Source organism: Gordonia sp. ABSL11-1 (assembly GCF_030315685.1).
GTDB lineage: Bacteria > Actinomycetota > Actinomycetes > Mycobacteriales > Mycobacteriaceae > Gordonia.
Genome location: NZ_JASXSI010000003.1, coordinates 202,565 through 220,343, shown reverse-complemented (window position 1 = coordinate 220,343; position 17,779 = coordinate 202,565). Strand labels below are relative to the sequence as shown.

The 17,779-nt window shown below is 66.6% G+C and carries 17 protein-coding genes; 9 read left to right on the top strand and 8 right to left on the bottom strand.

Annotated elements, in window-relative coordinates; genetic code table 11:
* Nucleotides 1-91: 91 nt before the first annotated feature.
* From QSJ19_RS04930 to QSJ19_RS04920, 3 genes are all read left to right on the top strand, one after another.
* The gene (locus QSJ19_RS04930; protein ID WP_286318710.1) at nt 92-880 is read left to right on the top strand and encodes an ankyrin repeat domain-containing protein; all 789 of its coding nucleotides are present in this window, start codon (nt 92-94) and stop codon (nt 878-880) included.
* A gap of 65 nt (nt 881-945) precedes the next feature.
* The gene (locus QSJ19_RS04925) at nt 946-2,028 is read left to right on the top strand and encodes a PQQ-dependent sugar dehydrogenase (protein ID WP_286318708.1); all 1,083 of its coding nucleotides are present in this window, start codon (nt 946-948) and stop codon (nt 2,026-2,028) included.
* A 102-nt stretch (nt 2,029-2,130) separates the two neighbouring features.
* A complete protein-coding gene (locus QSJ19_RS04920; protein WP_286318706.1) occupies nt 2,131-2,472 on the top strand; it encodes a cupin domain-containing protein in 342 nt (113 codons plus the stop codon).
* A gap of 243 nt (nt 2,473-2,715) precedes the next feature.
* Here QSJ19_RS04920 and QSJ19_RS04915 read toward each other — a convergent pair whose 3' ends face one another.
* Nucleotides 2,716-2,952 (bottom strand): hypothetical protein, encoded by a 237-nt coding sequence (locus QSJ19_RS04915; RefSeq protein WP_502876093.1) that lies wholly within the window; start codon nt 2,950-2,952, stop codon nt 2,716-2,718.
* A gap of 407 nt (nt 2,953-3,359) precedes the next feature.
* Between QSJ19_RS04915 and QSJ19_RS04910 the strand changes: the two genes are divergently transcribed.
* Genes QSJ19_RS04910 through QSJ19_RS04890 form a run of 5 tightly spaced genes read left to right on the top strand, consistent with a single transcriptional unit; the run spans nt 3,360 to nt 11,356 of the window.
* Complete coding sequence (locus QSJ19_RS04910; protein WP_286318704.1) at nt 3,360-7,070, top strand: nitrate reductase subunit alpha; 3,711 nt, start codon at nt 3,360-3,362, stop codon at nt 7,068-7,070.
* Nucleotides 7,070-8,734, top strand: coding sequence for a nitrate reductase subunit beta (narH, locus tag QSJ19_RS04905; protein WP_286318703.1), 1,665 nt, complete (start codon nt 7,070-7,072; stop codon nt 8,732-8,734). The genes QSJ19_RS04910 and narH overlap by 1 nt, the downstream gene beginning before the upstream one ends.
* On the top strand, nt 8,731-9,378 hold the full coding sequence (gene narJ, locus QSJ19_RS04900) for a nitrate reductase molybdenum cofactor assembly chaperone (protein WP_286318701.1): 648 nt from the start codon (nt 8,731-8,733) through the stop codon (nt 9,376-9,378). The genes narH and narJ overlap by 4 nt, the downstream gene beginning before the upstream one ends.
* Before the next feature lie 14 nt (nt 9,379-9,392).
* Nucleotides 9,393-10,142: a respiratory nitrate reductase subunit gamma gene (narI, locus tag QSJ19_RS04895; RefSeq protein WP_286318700.1), complete on the top strand. Its 750-nt coding sequence runs from the start codon at nt 9,393-9,395 to the stop codon at nt 10,140-10,142.
* Complete coding sequence (locus tag QSJ19_RS04890) at nt 10,139-11,356, top strand: MFS transporter (protein ID WP_286318698.1); 1,218 nt, start codon at nt 10,139-10,141, stop codon at nt 11,354-11,356. Before narI ends, QSJ19_RS04890 begins: the two co-directional genes overlap by 4 nt.
* Nucleotides 11,357-11,382: 26 nt before the next feature.
* Here the strand turns inward: QSJ19_RS04890 and QSJ19_RS04885 are convergent, their stop codons facing one another.
* Genes QSJ19_RS04885 through QSJ19_RS04875 form a run of 3 tightly spaced genes read right to left on the bottom strand, consistent with a single transcriptional unit; the run spans nt 11,383 to nt 14,933 of the window.
* Nucleotides 11,383-13,005, bottom strand: a complete 1,623-nt coding sequence (locus QSJ19_RS04885; RefSeq protein ID WP_286318697.1) for an HNH endonuclease signature motif containing protein — start codon at nt 13,003-13,005, stop codon at nt 11,383-11,385.
* Nucleotides 13,002-13,214 carry a hypothetical protein gene (locus QSJ19_RS04880; RefSeq protein WP_286318696.1) on the bottom strand — a complete coding sequence of 71 codons (213 nt, stop codon included), beginning with the start codon at nt 13,212-13,214 and terminating at the stop codon, nt 13,002-13,004. Before QSJ19_RS04880 ends, QSJ19_RS04885 begins: the two co-directional genes overlap by 4 nt.
* A 42-nt stretch (nt 13,215-13,256) precedes the next feature.
* Nucleotides 13,257-14,933, bottom strand: coding sequence for an alpha-keto acid decarboxylase family protein (locus QSJ19_RS04875; RefSeq protein WP_286318694.1), 1,677 nt, complete (start codon nt 14,931-14,933; stop codon nt 13,257-13,259).
* Nucleotides 14,934-15,085: 152 nt separating this feature from the next.
* Here QSJ19_RS04875 and QSJ19_RS04870 point away from each other — a divergent pair, with 152 nt between their 5' ends.
* The gene (locus tag QSJ19_RS04870) at nt 15,086-15,688 is read left to right on the top strand and encodes a DUF4262 domain-containing protein (RefSeq protein WP_286318693.1); all 603 of its coding nucleotides are present in this window, start codon (nt 15,086-15,088) and stop codon (nt 15,686-15,688) included.
* Nucleotides 15,689-15,839: 151 nt separating this feature from the next.
* Here QSJ19_RS04870 and QSJ19_RS04865 read toward each other — a convergent pair whose 3' ends face one another.
* The 4 genes from QSJ19_RS04865 to rplN are packed head-to-tail and all read right to left on the bottom strand — an operon-like array spanning nt 15,840 to nt 17,327.
* Nucleotides 15,840-16,025 (bottom strand): type Z 30S ribosomal protein S14, encoded by a 186-nt coding sequence (locus QSJ19_RS04865; RefSeq protein WP_006338055.1) that lies wholly within the window; start codon nt 16,023-16,025, stop codon nt 15,840-15,842.
* A 1-nt stretch (nt 16,026) separates the two neighbouring features.
* Complete coding sequence (rplE, locus tag QSJ19_RS04860) at nt 16,027-16,638, bottom strand: 50S ribosomal protein L5 (RefSeq protein ID WP_286318692.1); 612 nt, start codon at nt 16,636-16,638, stop codon at nt 16,027-16,029.
* 1 nt (nt 16,639) lies between these two features.
* The gene (gene rplX / locus QSJ19_RS04855; protein WP_187587525.1) at nt 16,640-16,957 is read right to left on the bottom strand and encodes a 50S ribosomal protein L24; all 318 of its coding nucleotides are present in this window, start codon (nt 16,955-16,957) and stop codon (nt 16,640-16,642) included.
* Between the two features lies 1 nt (nt 16,958).
* Entirely contained in the window at nt 16,959-17,327 is a 369-nt protein-coding gene (rplN, locus tag QSJ19_RS04850; protein ID WP_286318690.1) for a 50S ribosomal protein L14, read from the bottom strand.
* Nucleotides 17,328-17,779: the final 452 nt, after the last annotated feature.

The following is a 17,779-nucleotide window of genomic DNA, read 5'->3' as shown; positions in this document are numbered from 1 at the left end:
TTCGGGAAGCATATGGAGATCGTGCCGTCGCCGATGGATACTTCTGCTCACATGTCCGATTCTCATCATCGTCAATCGCCGAGGGGCCCTCTTGCCGACACCGCCCGGAACCCTGCCCGGAGGCCGCCGCCTCATCGCGCTGATGTCGATTCTCATCGCACTGTTCCTGTCGGGATGTGACTCGGTGCGCAAGGTGATCGGTGGCGCAGACGCCGCCGAGTACTTCGACTCGCGTACGGTCGCGTTGATCGAGGCGGCACGCGCGGGTGATGTGGACCGAGCTCGTGGCCTGCTCGCCGACGGCGTCGACGTCGATGCCCGCGGCAACGACCACGACCCCCGCCGGAAGGCGTTGTCACCCCTGCAATTCGCCGTCGAGTTCGAGAGTCCGCGCACCGTGACGACGTTGCTCGAGGTGGGGGCCGACGCGCGGTTGACCCGGGGCAGCAGCTACAACGCGATGACCTACGCACTGCTGCGCGATCGGCCGAAGTCGGTGCAAGCCCTCCTGGCCTTCGACCCGACGTTGGCGAACGCCGAGGACCGACTCGGTGGCAACGCCCTGCACACTGCCGTGCGCCACGGCCGGGACGACGGTGTCCGCATGCTCATCGACGCCGGCGCGGACCTCGATTCGGTGCAGCCGCTGTCCGGTCAGACACCACTGTTCACCGCGGCGGCGGTACAGAACATCGACCACTGTCTGCTGCTCATCCGCGCCGGCGCCGACGGCGGTCACCGCGACGACCGGGGCGCCACCTTCTCGGGCGGTCTGTATCTCGCGAACGACTCGGTCCGTACCGCGGAGTTCCTGCGCAAACGCAACTCCCTCGAGGCCGAGCTACGACGACGGGGCTTCCCGGTCGAGACCGGACGCTGACGGCAGGAGCCGCCGTCACCTGACGCGACCGTCGCAGATGTCCGATTTCGTGGACCATCGGGGTTGTGAACCGACGACAATTCCTGTCCGCGGCCGGCGCGGCGGCCACCACCCTCGTCGCGGGTGGGTGCTCGTCCACCCCGTCCGGTCCGACCGGGACGTCCGGGCCCGGCAGTTCGGGCACTCCGGCGCCCGACGGTGCGCCGCAGACGATCGTGTCCGGGCTGAACGTTCCATGGTCCATCGTGTTCCTCCCGGATCGCAGCGCACTGGTCTCCCAACGCGACGACGCCCGGATATCGCAGATCACGGAGGACGGCCGTGTACGGACCGTCGGCGATGTCGCCGACGTCGCGCCGCGCGGCGAGGGTGGGCTGCAGGGACTCGCCGTGGCGCCCGACGATCCCCGAACCGTGTTCGCCTACTACACCACCGATGACGACAACCGCGTCGTCCGAATGGACTTCGACGACGCACGCCTCGGCGCACCCCGGCCGATCATGACCGGGCTCGACACCGCCTTCAATCACCACGGCGGTGCGATGCTGTTCGACCGCGACGGCACCCTGTTCGTCGCCGTCGGCGATGCGGCGCGGCCCGACGTCGCCCAGGATGTCCGGGCACGCAACGGCAAGATCCTGCGGATCACCCGCGACGGACGACCCGCGCCGGGCAATCCCTTCGGCAACGAGGTGTGGTCCTATGGGCACCGCAACGTCGAGGGGCTCGCGTTCGACCGCGCAGGCCGCCTCTGGGCGACCGAATTCGGGCAGAACGACCGGGACGAACTCAATCTCATCCGTCGCGGCGGCAACTACGGCTGGCCCGAGGTCGAGGGCGAGTCCGACGACCCGCGATGGATACCACCGGTCACGACGTGGTCCACCGGGGAGGCGTCGCCCGCGGGACTTGCCATCGTGGGCGATCGCGCCTACGTCGCCGCTCTGCGCGGCCGCCGGCTGTGGGAGGTTCCGCTGCAGGGTGAGACGGCCGGAGCACCGGTGGCACGGTTCACCGACGAGTACGGACGGATCCGAGCGGTGGCGGCGGCGCCGGACGGCTCGCTGTGGATGGCCACAAGCAACACCGACGGCCGCGGTCTGCCCGGCGACGGCGACGACCGGATTCTGCGGATCCCGCTGTCGTGAACCGGCGTCACAATCGCAGCCGTTGACCAGATTGATGACGTGGCAGTCACGTTTACCCGCGAGTCCGGACACAACCGATGCTGATCGGAGCACCATGGAATCATGGACGTCACGCATCTGCCCGATCTCGTCGACGAACTGCTGGCCGCCGCGCGAGAGGCGCACAGTGGCCGCGCCGCACACACGTTGTACGGGAACTCGGCTCACCACCTCCGACAGACCGTCATCGCCCTGGCCGCGGGACACTCCCTCTCCGAACACAACAGCCCCGGCGAGGCCACGCTCCAGGTGCTGACGGGTCGCGTCACCCTGGTGGCCGACGACGATCGCTGGGACGGTGTCGTGGGCGATCTCGCCGCGGTGCCCGACACCCGACACAGTCTGCTCGCACAGGATGATTCGGTGATCCTGCTGACGGTGATCACCGGTCCGCAGCACCCCTGACCCCACCCCCTCGTCGACGACCCAGCCATCGCGTCCACCAGACGAGCATCCCGACGAACACCACCGCCCACACCGACAGGGTCACCCACGATTCCCACGCCCCGAGCGATTCCAGCCACGGTCTCGATCGAAAGACCCCGAGCTGATGACTGGCCTCGCCGTACATACCGATGGGAAACACCGTGGACCACAGCGCTGTTCGAAATCCGGTGACGGCCCCGGGCCGTCGCGCGTGCCACACCGTCAGCGCGATCGGCAGGGTATGAGCCACGTCGGGAACGCCCACAGCGCCGTGCTCACCGACGCGACGACCTCGTCGTCGAGCAACGTCTGATCGGCCGCCGCACCCAGGATCTCGACACCGGCCAGCACGGAGATCGCGCCCATGAACACCCAGAACGGAGCGACCTCGTCGTCGACGCGGAGCGGCGCGGTGAGCAGCCGGGCCGCCATCAGTGCGGCAATCAGGATCAACTGCACCAGGCCCACCGACCAGCAGACGACGGCCAGGAACCAGGGTCAACGGCGTCCCCGGTCACAGGTCTCAGTGTTCCATCGACGCGATCCGCTCTCGTCAGGACGACGAAAAACGGATTGCCTCACCTTTCCTGCGACCGATCGTCATGAATCCGGAAGGTATACGCGAAAGAAAGAGAACTCACACGTGGTTCTGTACAGAGAGAGCTTTGTGGACCGCGCGTCGACTTCCGGGTACCTTTCGGAAACACCCTGCGTCCCTGCATACTTCGGGCTCGCCTCAACAGCGCGCAAACCATCGGGCGGCACGTGTTTCGGCGATGTCACGGCAGGAAGACAATCACGAAAGCCGACAGACCTGATCGCCGGTAAACCCGGCAACGGGATGCAAACACACCTACAGTGACCACATGGCCCGGTCTTCTGGAGTACAGGGCGACGCAGCAGCCGCTCTCCTCGACATCGGCAGATTCTTCACGCGATGGGACGAGACCGATGACGGCCGAGCCGTTTTCCGGGAGGGCGGACGCGCCGGAGATATCTTCTACCGGGACCGATGGAGCCACGACAAGATCGTCCGGTCCACGCACGGGGTGAACTGCACGGGCTCCTGCTCCTGGAAGGTGTATGTCAAGGACGGCATCATCACCTGGGAGACACAGGAAACCGACTACCCCTCGGTCGGACCGGATCGCCCCGAATACGAGCCCCGCGGATGTCCGCGCGGCGCGGCGTTCTCCTGGTACACCTACTCCCCCACCCGAGTGCGTCATCCCTACGCCCGAGGTGTGCTGGTCGAGATGTTCCGGGCGGCGAAGGCACGCCTCGGCGACCCGGTACTCGCGTGGGCCGATGTCGTCGGAGACCCGATCCGCCGCCGGTCGTACCACCAGGCTCGCGGCAAGGGCGGCCTCGTCCGGGTGACGTGGGACGAGGCCATCGAGATGGTCGCCGCCGCCCACGTCCACACGATCAAGACCTACGGGCCGGACCGCTGCGCGGGCTTCTCGCCCATCCCGGCGATGTCGATGGTGTCGCACTGTGTCGGCACACGTTTCATCCAGCTCATCGGTGGGGTGATGACATCGTTCTACGACTGGTATGCCGACCTGCCCGTCGCCAGCCCGCAGGTGTTCGGAGATCAGACCGACGTCCCCGAATCGGGCGACTGGTGGGACGCGACGTACCTGATGATGTGGGGGTCCAACGTCCCCGTCACCCGCACCCCGGACGCGCACTGGATGGCCGAGGTCCGTTATCGCGGGACCAAGGTGGTGACCGTCAGCCCCGACTACGCCGACAACACCAAGTTCGCCGACGAATGGCTTCCCGCCCAGGCCGGCACGGACGCGGCGCTGGCGATGGCCATGGGCCACGTGATCCTCACGGAGTACTTCGTCCAGAAGCGGACCCCCTTCTTCGACGACTTCGTGCGCACGTACAGCGATCTGCCGTTCCTCGTGCACCTGGAGGAACACGAAACAGGTCACGTGCCGGGCAAGTTCGTCACCGCCGAGGATCTCGGACCGTCGCGTTCGGACCCCGATGCCGACGATGCGTGGAAGACGGTCGTGCTCGACGACGCGACCGGGACACCGATCGTCCCCAACGGGTCCATGGGATTTCGACACTCCGCGTCCGGGGAGGGCCGGTGGAACCTCGACCTGGAGGGCATCACCCCCGCCCTGACGTTGCTCGGCCGCACCGGCGCCGAATCGATCGCGGTCTCGATGCCCGCCTTCGACGCGCCGGACGGGAGCGGTTCCGTCCTGCGACGGGGCGTCCCGGCCATCCGCGTCGACGGCCACCTCGTCACCACGGTGTTCGACCTGATGCTCGCCCAGTACGGGGTGCGGCGCGACGATCTGCCCGGGGACTGGACGTCGGGGTACGACGACGCCTCGACGCCGTACACACCCGCGTGGCAGGCCGAGATCACCAGCGTCCCCGCCGAAGCCGCGATCCGCGTCGCACGCGAGTTCGCGGCAAACGCGATCGAGTCCGACGGTCGCTCGATGATCATCATGGGCGCCGGGATCTGCCAGTGGTTCCACGGCGATGCCACCTACCGCGCGATCCTCTCCCTGCTCATCCTCACCGGTTGTATGGGGCGCAACGGCGGTGGCTGGGCCCACTACGTCGGGCAGGAGAAGTGCCGGCCCATCACGGGCTGGATCTCGTTGGCCAACGCGCTCGACTGGTCTCGTCCGCCCCGGACGATGACCGGGACGTCGTACTGGTACATGCACACCGATCAGTGGCGCAACGACGGATATTCGACGGCGTCGCTCGCATCGCCGCTGTCGCGGGGCACGCTGACCCACGAGCACACGGCCGACGCCATCGCGCAGTCCGCCCGGCTCGGCTGGATGCCGTTCTACCCCCAGTTCGATCGCAATCCGCTCGAGATCGCCGACCAGGCGACGGCCGCGGTGGACGCCGGAGAGTCACCGGATGCGGCGGCCTTCGTGGCCGCGCAACTGGGCGACGGAAGCCTCACCCCGGCGATCACCGACGTCGACGCCCCCGAGAACTGGCCACGGACCCTCGTCCTCTGGCGATCGAACCTGATGGGGTCGTCGGCCAAGGGGAACGAGTATTTCCTTCGGCACCTCCTCGGTACCCATCACAACGTCCTGGGCTCCGAACAACCCGACACCCCACGTCCCAGTGACGTCGTGTGGCACGACGAGGCGCCGGAGGGAAAGCTCGACATGCTGATGTCGGCCGACTTCCGGATGACGTCGACCACGCTGCTCTCCGACGTGGTGCTGCCGGCGGCGACCTGGTACGAGAAGCACGATCTCTCGTCGACCGACATGCATCCCTTCGTGCACGCGTTCTCCCCGGCCATCGATCCGCCGTGGGAGGCCAAGTCCGACTTCGATCTGTTCCACCTGCTGGCGCAGGAACTCTCGCGGCAGGCCCGAACGCACCTGGGTGTGCGCAAGGATCTCGTCAGCGTGCCGCTCCAGCACGACACACCCGGTGAGACCGCGCAACCGCACGGTCGGGTCGCGGACTGGCGGAACGGCGATGCCCCCGGACGGCCTGGCCGGAACATGCCCGATTTCGTTGTCGTCGAACGCGACTACACCGCCGTCGCCGACAAGCTCGCCGCCATCGGGCCGCTGGCGGACACACTCGGATTCACCGTCAAGAACGTCACCTTCGACCTCGCCGACGAGACCAGCCGGCTCGCCGAGTCGAACGGCGTCATGCTCGGCGGCGCGGGCGACGGGCGTCCCGCCATCGACACCGACGCGAAGCTCGCCGAGGCGATCCTCGGTCTGTCCGGTACGACCAACGGGGCTTTGGCGGTCAACGGATTCGAGAAACTGCAGAAACGTGTCGGCACACCGCTCGTCGACCTGGCGGCCGGTGCCGAGGAGAAGCGCATCACCTTCGCCGACACCCAACGCTCTCCCGTTCCGGTGGTCACCTCACCCGAGTGGTCCGGATCCGAGACCGGCGGTCGGCGATATGCGCCGTTCACGGTAAACATCGAGCGGCTCAAGCCGTTCCACACACTCACCGGCCGGATGCACTTCTACCTCGATCACGACTGGATGATCGACCTCGGCGAGTCCCTCCCGACCTATCGGCCACCGCTGGACATGCACCGACTCTTCGGGGAACCCAAGCTCGGTCCCGACGGCGAGCAGCAGATCACGGTCCGCTATCTGACGCCGCACTCGAAGTGGTCCATCCACTCCGAGTATCAGGACAACCTGTTCATGCTGTCGTTGTCGCGGGGCGGTCCCACCGCCTGGCTCAGCCCGCAGGACGCAGCCGCGATCGATGTCCACGACAACGACTGGATCGAATGTGTGAACATCAACGGGGTCGTCGTCTGCCGGGCCATCGTCAGCCACCGCATGCCCGAGGGTGTCGCGTACGTCTATCACGCGCAGGAGCGGACCATCGACGTGCCGAAGTCGGAGGCGACCGGCCGCCGCGGTGGCATCCACAACTCGGCGACTCGGCTGCTGGTCAAGCCATCTCACCTCATCGGCGGATATGCGCAACTCTCCTACGCGTTCAACTATCTCGGGCCTGCCGGCAACCAGCGCGACATGGTCTCCACCATCCGCAAGCGCAGCCAGGAGGTGACGTACTGATGCGGGTCATGGCGCAGGTCGGAATGGTGATGAACCTCGACAAATGCATCGGCTGTCATACGTGCTCGGTCACCTGTAAGCAGGCGTGGACCAACCGGTCGGGCACCGAATACGTGTGGTTCAACAATGTGGAAACCCGTCCCGGACAGGGCTATCCCCGGCGGTATGAGGATCAGGAACGCTGGCGTGGCGGATGGCATCTGAACAAGAAGGGCAAGCTCCGGCTGCGTACCGGCGGTCGCCTGCAGAAGTTGCTGACGCTCTTCGCCAGCCCGGTGCAACCGACGATCTCCGACTACTACGAGCCGTGGACCTACGACTATCAGACGCTGGTGGACGCCCCGCTGGGCGACGACTTCCCGGTGGCCCGGCCGAAATCGTTGCTGACCGGCGAGGACACCAAGGTGACGTGGTCGGCGAACTGGGATGACAATCTCGGCGGCGCCACCGAGATGGGTGATCTGGATCCGATCGTCGCCAAGCTGCGCCGGGACTGTGAAGACGCCGTCAAGTTCAGCTTCGAGCAGACGTTCATGTTCTATCTCCCCCGCATCTGCGAACACTGCCTCAACCCGTCGTGCATGGCGTCGTGTCCCTCCGGCGCCATCTACAAGCGCAGCGAGGACGGGATCGTGCTGGTCGACCAGGACCGCTGCCGCGGCTGGCGCCAATGCATCACGGGGTGTCCGTACAAGAAGATCTATTTCAATCACAAGTCGGGCAAGGCCGAGAAATGCACCCTGTGTTATCCCCGCATCGAGGTGGGGCAGCCGACGGTGTGTTCCGAGACCTGTGTGGGACGCCTGCGATACCTGGGCATCTTCCTCTATGACGCCGATGCGGTCACCGATGCCGCGTCGGTCGCCGACGAGCGTGATCTGTATGAGGCGCAACTCGATCTGATCCTCGACCCGAATGATCCGGCCGTGATCGTCGCGGCCCGGGCCGCCGACATCCCCGAGGACTGGCTCGACGCGGCCCGCCGTTCACCGGTCTACGCACTCGCGAAGAAGTACCGGGTCGCGTTGCCGCTGCATCCGGAATATCGGACGATGCCGATGGTCTGGTACGTGCCGCCGCTGTCCCCCATCGTCGACCTGCTGTCGGAGCAGGGACACGACGCCGAGAGTCACAGCACGCTGTTCGGCGCGATCGACGCCCTACGGATCCCCGTCGAGTACCTCGCCGAACTCTTCACCGCCGGCGACACTGCGGTCATCGACTCGGTACTGCGACGTCTCGCGGCGATGCGGGCGTACATGCGCGACGTCACGCTCGGCCGCGAGCTGAACGCGGACATCCCGGCATCGGTGGGCATGACGGAAGAGGAGGTGTACACGATGTACCGCCTCATGGCGATCGCAAAATACGAAGACCGATACGTGATCCCGACGGCGCACCTGGAGCAGGCGGAGAAGCTGGACGAGATGGCCTGCTCGCTCGACTACGAGGACGGCCCCGGCATGTTCGACTCGTCGGCCTTCGGCGAGGCGAGCGGTCGGCCGGCACCGGTGTCGGTCGAGACCTTCCACGCACTCAAGCAGCGACAGACCGGCGATGTCGCCACGGGCGACCGTGCACTCGCCGGCCGTACGAATCTGCTCAACTGGGACGGAAACGGCGTTCCACCCGGCATGTTTCCCGGACGGGGTGAGCAACCGTGAGATCGCTGCGCCGCAAGCACACCGGACCGGACGACCGGGTGATCCATCAGGTGGCGTCCTGGTGCCTCGGGTATCCCGATGACGTGCTGCTCGGCCGGCTCGACCTGCTGCGTGCTGCCCTCGACGAACAGCCACCGGGGGTGCAGGTGACCCTGTTGAGCGGGTTCGTCCACCACCTCGGCACCGCCGACCCCGACGGGCTCCGCCGCGACTACATCGATGTCTTCGACCTGTCCCGCAAACAGACTCTCTACCTGTCGTATTGGACGGACGGCGACACCCGTCGTCGTGGTGCCACGCTCGGCGAGTTCAAACAGCTCTACCGCGACAGCGGTTTCCTCGTCGATCTGGGCGGTGAGCTACCCGATCACCTCCCCATCGTGCTCGAGTTCAGTGCTCGAGCGGATCCGCGTCGAGGCCGCGAGGTCCTCGAGAAGTACCGCCCTGCACTGGAGTTGATCCGACTGGCGCTGGCCGAGCGCGGCAGCCGCCACGCCGATGTCCTCGCCGCGGTGTGCGCAACGCTGCCCGGGCCGGCGCCCGCCGACCGTGAGTCGGCGTTGGCCCTGCGCGCGCCGATACCGAAAGAGTCCGTCGGTCTCGAGCCCTTCGACCCGCGGCTCCTGCCGATCAATCCGACCTGATTGTGAGGTGAGCCGTGGACATCTTCCTGTGGGGCGTGCTGCCGTACGTGACGCTCGGGCTGCTCATCGGCGGAACGGTCTGGCGGTACCGATACGACAAGTTCGGGTGGACCACGAGATCATCCGAGCTCTACGAGTCGCGGTTGCTCCGGATCGCGTCGCCGATGTTCCACTACGGCATCCTGGTGGTCATCGTCGGACACGCGATCGGCCTGGTGATCCCCGAATCCTGGACCGACGCCATCGGGGTGTCCGAAACGTTGTATCACTACGGTGCCGGTCTGTTCGGCATCATCGCGGCGGTGGCCACGCTCGTCGGGATCGCGTTGCTGATCTACCGGCGCAGAACGACCGGCCCCGTCTTCATGGCAACCACCCGCAACGACAAACTGATGTACGCGGTTCTCGTGACCGCCCTCGTCGCCGGCACGTTCATCACCCTGATCGGCACCATCGACCCGCACGGACCGGGCGTCAACTACCGCCAGACCGTCTCGCCGTGGTTCCGGTCGATCTTCCTGTTACAGCCCGACATCGACGCCATGAACGCCGCTCCGATGCGCTTCCACGTCCATGTCCTGATCGGCATGCTGCTGTTCTGCCTCGTGCCGTTCACCCGCCTGGTGCACATGTTCACCGCGCCACTGCACTACCTTTTCCGCCCCTACATCGTCTATCGCAGCCGTGATCAGCGCACCACCCCGGGCAATCAACCGGCCCGGCGGGGGTGGGCGCCGGTCGGAACAAAGGCTCGGGATCGATGACCACCCCCGCCGCAGATCCCGCCGCGCTCAAAGCCGGTCAGGGAATGAATCTGTTCCTCGCCACGCTGGCCTTCTGCATCAGCTTCTGGGCGTGGAATCTCATCGCACCACTGGGAGTGCGGTATTCGGACATCCTTGATCTCTCGTCGACGCAGAAGTCGGTGCTGGTCGCCATCCCGATCATCGTCGGCTCGCTCGGCCGCATCCTGACCGGCGCACTGACCGACCGCTTCGGTGGCCGCATCATGTTCCCGGTCCTGCTGGTGGCGACCGCGCCGTTCGTGGTCCTCGTCGCGGTCGCCGGGGAGATCGGTTCTTACCCGATGCTCCTCGTCATGGGGTTCTTCCTCGGTATCGGCGGTACCACGTTCGCGGTCGGCATTCCATTCGTGAACGCGTGGTACGACCCGTCGAAACGCGGATTCGCGACCGGCGTGTTCGGTGCCGGGATGGGCGGCACCGCCCTGTCGGCGTTCTTCACGCCGCGATTCGTCAGCTGGTTCGGCTACGTCGCGACCCACGTCATCATCGCCGTCGCCCTGGTGGCCGTCGCGGTCGTCGTCTGGATGTTCATGCACGACGCGCCGCAGTGGCGTCCGAACCGCGATGCTGTGGCACCCAAACTCATTGCAGCGGCCAAACTCCCGATCACCTGGCAGATGGGCTTCCTGTACGCGGCGACCTTCGGTGGGTTCGTCGCCTTCTCCACGTACCTGCCGACCTATCTCAAGGACATCTACGACTTCGACCTGCAGGCGGCCGGGACGCGCACCGCCGGTTTCGCCGTCGCCGCGGTCATCGCGCGCCCGCTCGGCGGCATCCTGTCCGATCGTTTCGGGCCGCGCATCATCACGGCGGTCTCGACCGCCGGCGCGGCGCTCCTCGCGGTGTGGATGATCACCCAGCCGCCGCTCGAGATCCCCGCAGGTCTGGACTTCGTCCTGATGGCGGTGTGCATGGGGCTCGGATCGGGATCAGTGTTCAGCTGGGTGGCCCGGGACGCCCCGGCGGCCCGGGTCGGCTCGGTCACCGGCATCGTCGGCGCGGCTGGCGGTCTCGGCGGGTTCTTCCCGCCGCTCGTGATGGGAGCGACCTACGACGCGGCGGCGCACAGCTACACGGTCGGCCTCGTCCTGTTGGTGATCACCGCGTGCTTCGCCCTGGTGTTCACCATCTTCGGCATCAAGCGACGAGAGGAAAGATCGGCCGGCTGAGCGTCCGCTATTCAGCACCCCGCGGGTCAGAACGGTGGTGGGTTGTCCTTGTTCCACCGGTCGGTGGCACGTTTGTCGGCACGCCGAGCGGCTGCGGCGCGGGTGGCTCGGAGTGTGTCGATGCGTTCTCGGGCGGGGTGTTCGGGTGGGTGTGCGGTGGCGGTGAGGCTGGTGAACAGGTCGCGGCCGGTGAAGGCGTTACCCAGATAGGTGTGGCCGGTGGGTGACTGGAAGAACACGGTTCCCATCGGATCCTGGTAGTCACGCCAGCCGATGCCGAAGGTCTTCAGCCGGTGGTGAAAGCGGCACAGGGGTTTGAGGTTTCGGGGATGGGTGGGGCCGCCGTCGCCGTGCGGGACGGAGTGGTCGAGGTCGGCGTGCCAGACCCGGTTGTTGCAGCCGGGGAAACTGCAGCACAACTCGCCGGCCCGTACGAGGTCGGCCACCTTCTTCGACGGTGCGTAACGGGCGATGGCCTCCGGTGTCGTCGACAGGTCGGGACGCAGGTAGGTTCTGCGCGCCTCGCCGAGTAGTTGGCGTGCGGTGTCGGCATCGATCGCCCCGTGCCCGTCGAGCACCGCTGGATCGTTGTCGTGTCCGAGCAGGGTGCTCAGGTTGACCACGATGTGAAACGTCGGGCGTGGTGCGGTGTCGGAGACGGGAGCGGACGTGTCCTCGACAGTGGTCGACTCGCCGGTATCGTTGTCGGACTCGGCTTCGAGGTCCGCCGTCGGCTCCGTCTCCGGTACGAGCGCTGGTGCGTCCGACTCGGCTGACGTGTCGAGCTCCGGGTCGGGCTGGTGGGTGCAGGTCTCGCAGCGGCAGGCCAGGGTGGTGATGCCCTCGGCGAGGGCGACCAACGCGTCGGCGCGGCGCTGCTCGAGGGTGCGGGGGTCGCCGGGGTGGACTGCGGTGGCCATCGAGGTCAGTCGGGCATCGACCGCGGCGGCCTTCTCCGCGGGCAGGGCACCGGAGATCCGTGACTGGCCGGGGGTGTGGCGATCGGGACGTACCGAGACGTTGCGGTCGGCGTCGACACGCTCGCGTCGACGGCGCAGGGCAGAAGGATCGATCTGCGCGATGATCGTGTCGACCATGGTCTGAAACCGTGCCAGCGACATGGGTTCACGGGTGTCGATCGCCTCGGCGAGGTCGGTGTCGATCAGGTGCAGTGTCTCGGTGGAGCAGAACGCGACCCGACGCACCGCGATCAGGAAGCGGGCCAGGTCGATACGTCCGGACGCCAGGGTCGCGCCGGTGAACGGCAGGTGATGACGCATCACGTTGCCCGCCTCGATCAGCTCGCGGGCCCGGGCGGGCGCGATCGTCAGTGCGGCACCGACTTCGGCGACGGCGTGGTCGAGACCGGTGGGACCGTACTGTGCGCGTGGATCGGCTCCCGCCGCCGCCCGCTGGGCCAGCTGCTCGAGCTCGGCCAGGGTGGTGGCCTCGCCGGTCCCGACACCGGCAGCGATCCGCGCCAGATACTCCTGCTCACGCTCATCGTGGATCAGGCTGGCCGCCTGCACCATCCGATAATCGGCGCTGGCCCGCACAGCGTTGCAATGATGCAACACCTCCACCAGTTCGGTCGCCGAGTGCTGCTCATCCTCGGCCAAACGGGCCACCAAGGGAGCTGTCGAAGTCATGAATCAAACATACATTCGACCACCGACAAGAACGTGACGTCCTCGGCTGCGCCGGACGCCCTCAGATGCCGCGGGTTGTCGACGCACTCGTCGACCAGCCGTGAGGAGTTGTCCCAGATGACATCTGAGACGACCGCCGACGCGCCGGACGCCATGGCCGGCCGCTGAGGTGACATCTGGGACATCACCCGGCCGAACCGATCTCGCAAGATGGGCACCTCCGCCGGGCGGAAGGAACCACCGTCACCTCCTCACGACGTCGTGTTCGCCTTCGCCGCCGCCGCGGCAACCGCCTCCAGGACCGGGGGCACATCGAGCTCACTGGTGACCACCTCGATCAGGGTCAGCATGACGGGGCGCTCGGCTGCGTCCGCGAGTGCCGCCGAGAGCTCGTTCGCCGTGGTCGCTCGCTGCGCACGGACGGTGTCCGGCGTGCCACCGAGCGCGGCGGGCAGCGCGGTCCAGTTCCACGCAGCGATGTCGTTGTACGCCTTGTCGGGTCCGTGGATCGCCCGCTCGACCGTGTATCCGTTGTTGTTGACGACGACGATCACCGCCGGGATGCGCAGGCGGATGATGGTGCCGAGTTCGGCGATGGTCAATTGGGCTGCGCCGTCGCCGATCAGGAGCACCGGGCGTCGTTCCGGCGCGGCGACCGCGGCACCGACGATCGCCGGCAGCGTATACCCGATCGACGCCCACAGCGGCTGTCCGATGAACACGGCCCCATGCGGCAGATGCTGACCGGCCATGCCGTAGAAGGATGTGCCCTGATCGGCGAGGACGATGTCCGCCGACGTCAGCGCCGTGGCCACCCGCTCCCACAACACCGCTTGCGACAGAGGCGAATCGGCGTCGGACGCATCGGTCACCGGCACCGCATCGGGTGTTGGGACGGGCTCGGTGTCGGCGGGGTCGGCGGGCGGGATCACGTCCGTCAACGCGGCGAGGGCGTCACTCATCTCGATCCCGGTGAACACCTCCCCTGCGACGACCGCGGTATGCGGCTGCACGTCGATCCGGACGTTGGCGTCCAGGTGCTGGCTGAAGAAGCCGGAGATGAGATCGGTGAAGTAGACGCCGGCGGTGACGAGACAGGAAGCGTTCTCGATGGCCTCGCGGACCTCTGGGCTGCTCGCGGCCCCGAGATACAGTCCGAGGTAGCCGGGGCCGCTCTCGTCGACCACCCGTCGTCCCCAGAGCAGCGACGCGTAGCGGAGGCCGCCGACCTTGACGAATCGGTCCAGCTCGTCCTGTGCACCTGCTCGGTGCACATAGATGTCGGCCAGCACGACCGGGGACCGCCCGTCGAGCAATCGCCGTGCAGCCGCGGCGAACTGGCGCAGCACCGTCGCGTCCGTCGTCGCCGCCGGCACCGCGAGCGCTCCCGACGGCGGTGTGCAGGGCGCCTCGGCGACGTCGGCCGGCAGCGACAGATAGCCCGGCTGATGCAGGGCCACCATCGTCGCCAGCACGCGGTCGATCTCCTCCGGGGCGGTCGCCGCGGTGAGCTTCGCCTGCGCCACCGTCACTTCGACGGTCATGCGCAGCGTGTGGTCGAAGTCGCCGTCGCCGAGCGAGTGGTGTGTCGGCCTCCCGGCGGCCTGCACGGGTTCGGTCGGCGACCCGACGAGATGCAGGACGGCCACGTGCTCGGCGTAGGCGCCTGCGACGGCGTTGATGGCGCTGAGTTCGCCCACTCCGAAGGTCGAGCACACGACACCGATCCCCCGCATGCGGGCATATCCGTCGGCGGCGTAACCCGCCCCGAGTTCGTTGGCGGTGCCCACCCATGAGAGATCGTCACGATCGTCGATGTGGTCGAGGAGGCCCAGGGTGAAATCCCCGGGCACCCCGAAAACGGTGTCGACTCCGAGTTCGACCAGCCGGTCGAAGAGGTAGTCGGCAACGGTGTACGGAGTCGTCATGCGTGCGCCCTGTCAGTCGTCGTCGAGGCCCCCGGCCCTGTCAATTCTGTCCGACCTCACCGGATCCCTCTCACAAAGCGCTCACATCGGCTCACGACCTTGTCGGACCGCTCTGGTCTACTCGATCGCACCTTCGAACAAAGGAGCGAACAATGTCCGATCACGCCGCCGCTATCCGGGGCCTGCGTCGCTGGCACCCGAACCCGGTGATCCAGGACACGATCAACCGGATCCGGGCACACGGTTGGGCGGTGACCGCGATCAGCGAGCAGTGCTCGTGTCGGTCGGGGAACTGCTCGTCGCCGGACTGCTCCTTCGCCTACACGTCGGGGCTCGGCCTGCACGGCATACCGGAGCTCGCCGTCTACGGACTCGACGCGTGGACGAGCCGCGAGGTCCTCAACGAACTCGGCGACGTCTTCCACACCTACGACTGGCGCGATGCCGTGGACCGGGGCATCGACGTGCGGCTCAGCTCCATCGAGGTACCGGTACGACTGATCGAGATGGTCGACAAGGACGATCTGCACATCACGAACGAGCTCTTCCCGGATTCACCTGCGCTGCAAGTTATCTGGCCGGACGATCACGGACACCTCCCGTGGGACGACGGCTACTCGCTCCGCCCTGCCGACCAACAGCTCAAGGGCATCGTCGCGACCGGGTCGGGTCGGGTGCGCGGACCGCGCGTGATCACCCGGCACCGCGGCCCGAATCGCGCGCAACGGCGGGCGGCCACGCGACGGCGGTCCTGATCTCGGGGCACTGGCACATCGCAGGCCACTGATACGGACACGAACGGCCCCATCTTCCCGTCAGGAAGGTGGGGCCGTTCGCCAAACCTGTTGAATCCGTAGTATCTACACGCCGATTCCGCGTGTTCGTACTACGAAATCGGGTGAGAAGTCACCAGCTGGACTTCTGCACGCCCGGGAGCTCGCCGGCGTGTGCCATCTCGCGCAGGCACACACGGCAGAGGCCGAACTTGCGGAACACCGAGTGCGGGCGACCGCACTTGTTGCACCGTGTGTAGCCCCGCACGGCGAACTTGGGCTTCTTGTTGGCCTTGTTGACCAGAGCCTTCTTTGCCATGTCAGTTGTCCTTCACGGAGTTGTCTTTGAACGGGAAGCCGAGCTGACGGAGCAGCGCGCGGCCTTCCTCGTCGGTGGTGGCCGAGGTGACGACGGTGATGTCCATACCGCGCGGGCGATCGATCTTGTCGATGTTGATCTCGTGGAACATCGACTGCTCGTTCAGGCCGAACGTGTAGTTGCCGTTGCCGTCGAACTGGCGATCCGACAGACCGCGGAAGTCGCGGATACGTGGGAGCGCGATGGACACGAGGCGGTCCAGGAACTCCCACATACGGTCGCCGCGCAGCGTGGCGCGGGCACCGATCGGCATGCCCTCACGCAGCTTGAACTGCGCGATCGACTTGCGGGCACGACGGATCTCCGGACGCTGACCGGTGATCAGCGCGAGGTCCTCGACGGCGCCGTTGATCAGCTTGGCGTCGCGAGCGGCGTCGCCCACACCCATGTTGACGACGACCTTGACGACGCCCGGGATCTGCATGACGTTGTCGTAGGTGAACTCTTTGTTCAGCGCGTCCTTGATCTCCTCGCGGTAGCGAGTCTTCAGGCGCGGCTGGATCTTGGTCCCGGCGGAGCTTGCAGAGCCGTTCTCGATTTCGGTGCTGGTCATATCAGATGTCCTTCCCGTTCTTGCGGGAAATCCGGACCTTCTTGCCGGTCTCCTCGTCGACGCGGTAGCCCACGCGAGTCGGGTTGCCGTCGGAATCCACGACCATCACGTTCGAGACGTGGATCTTGGCTTCCTGGGTCACGATGCCGCCGGAGGATGCGCCACGCTCGTTTGCCGAGGCGGCGGTGTGCTTCTTGATGCGGTTCACGCCCTCGACCAGGACTCGCTGCTCCTTCGGGAAGGCCTGGATGACCTTGCCCTTGGCGCCCTTGTCCTTGCCCGAGATGACGATCACGGTGTCACCCTTGTGGACCTTCATGTCAGATCACCTCCGGTGCCAGCGACACGATCTTCATGAAACGCTTCTCACGCAGCTCACGGCCGACCGGGCCGAAGATGCGGGTCCCGCGGGGGTCGCTCTCACCCTTGAGGATGACGGCGGCGTTCTCGTCGAAACGGATGTAGCTTCCGTCCGGACGACGGCGCTCCTTGGTGGTGCGCACGATGACCGCCTTGACGACCTCACCCTTTTTGATGTTGCCGCCCGGGATGGCGTCTTTGACAGTGGCGACGATCACGTCACCAATGCCGGCGTAGCGCCGCGAGGAACCGCCCAGCACGCGAATACAAAGGATTTCCTTCGCACCGGTGTTGTCGGCGACCCGCAGGCGAGATTCCTGCTGAATCACTCGTCAATCTCCTTGACCTGGATGTTGATGTCCGCCGGATTGCCGACCCGACGCACACGGTCTGTCGCCCACCGAACACGCGCCTGCCTGGGCTTTTCGTCTTCCGACGGCCATCCCAGTGGGTTCGCGAACCGATTTGCGGCACGTCAATGCCGCAGGCAACTCCACAAGTGTAGGGGAAACCGCAGGTCGGGACCAAATCACCGGTCGCCAGGATCTACTGGCGAGATCTCGTCCGGATCGTAGCCCGCCGCTGGGTTCCGCGGTCGAGACGCTATCGAGATCTTCGACCAATCCGCCCCCGACCCTCACCCGAAGCACCCATAGACGGCCAACGCATCGGCCACCCGGCCGAGCCGACCGCCGACACGAGGGAGGACTGCGTGACCACCGACAACGTCATCCGGACCGATGGGCCCACCGACGACCGGGACGAGGCACATCGCACCCGT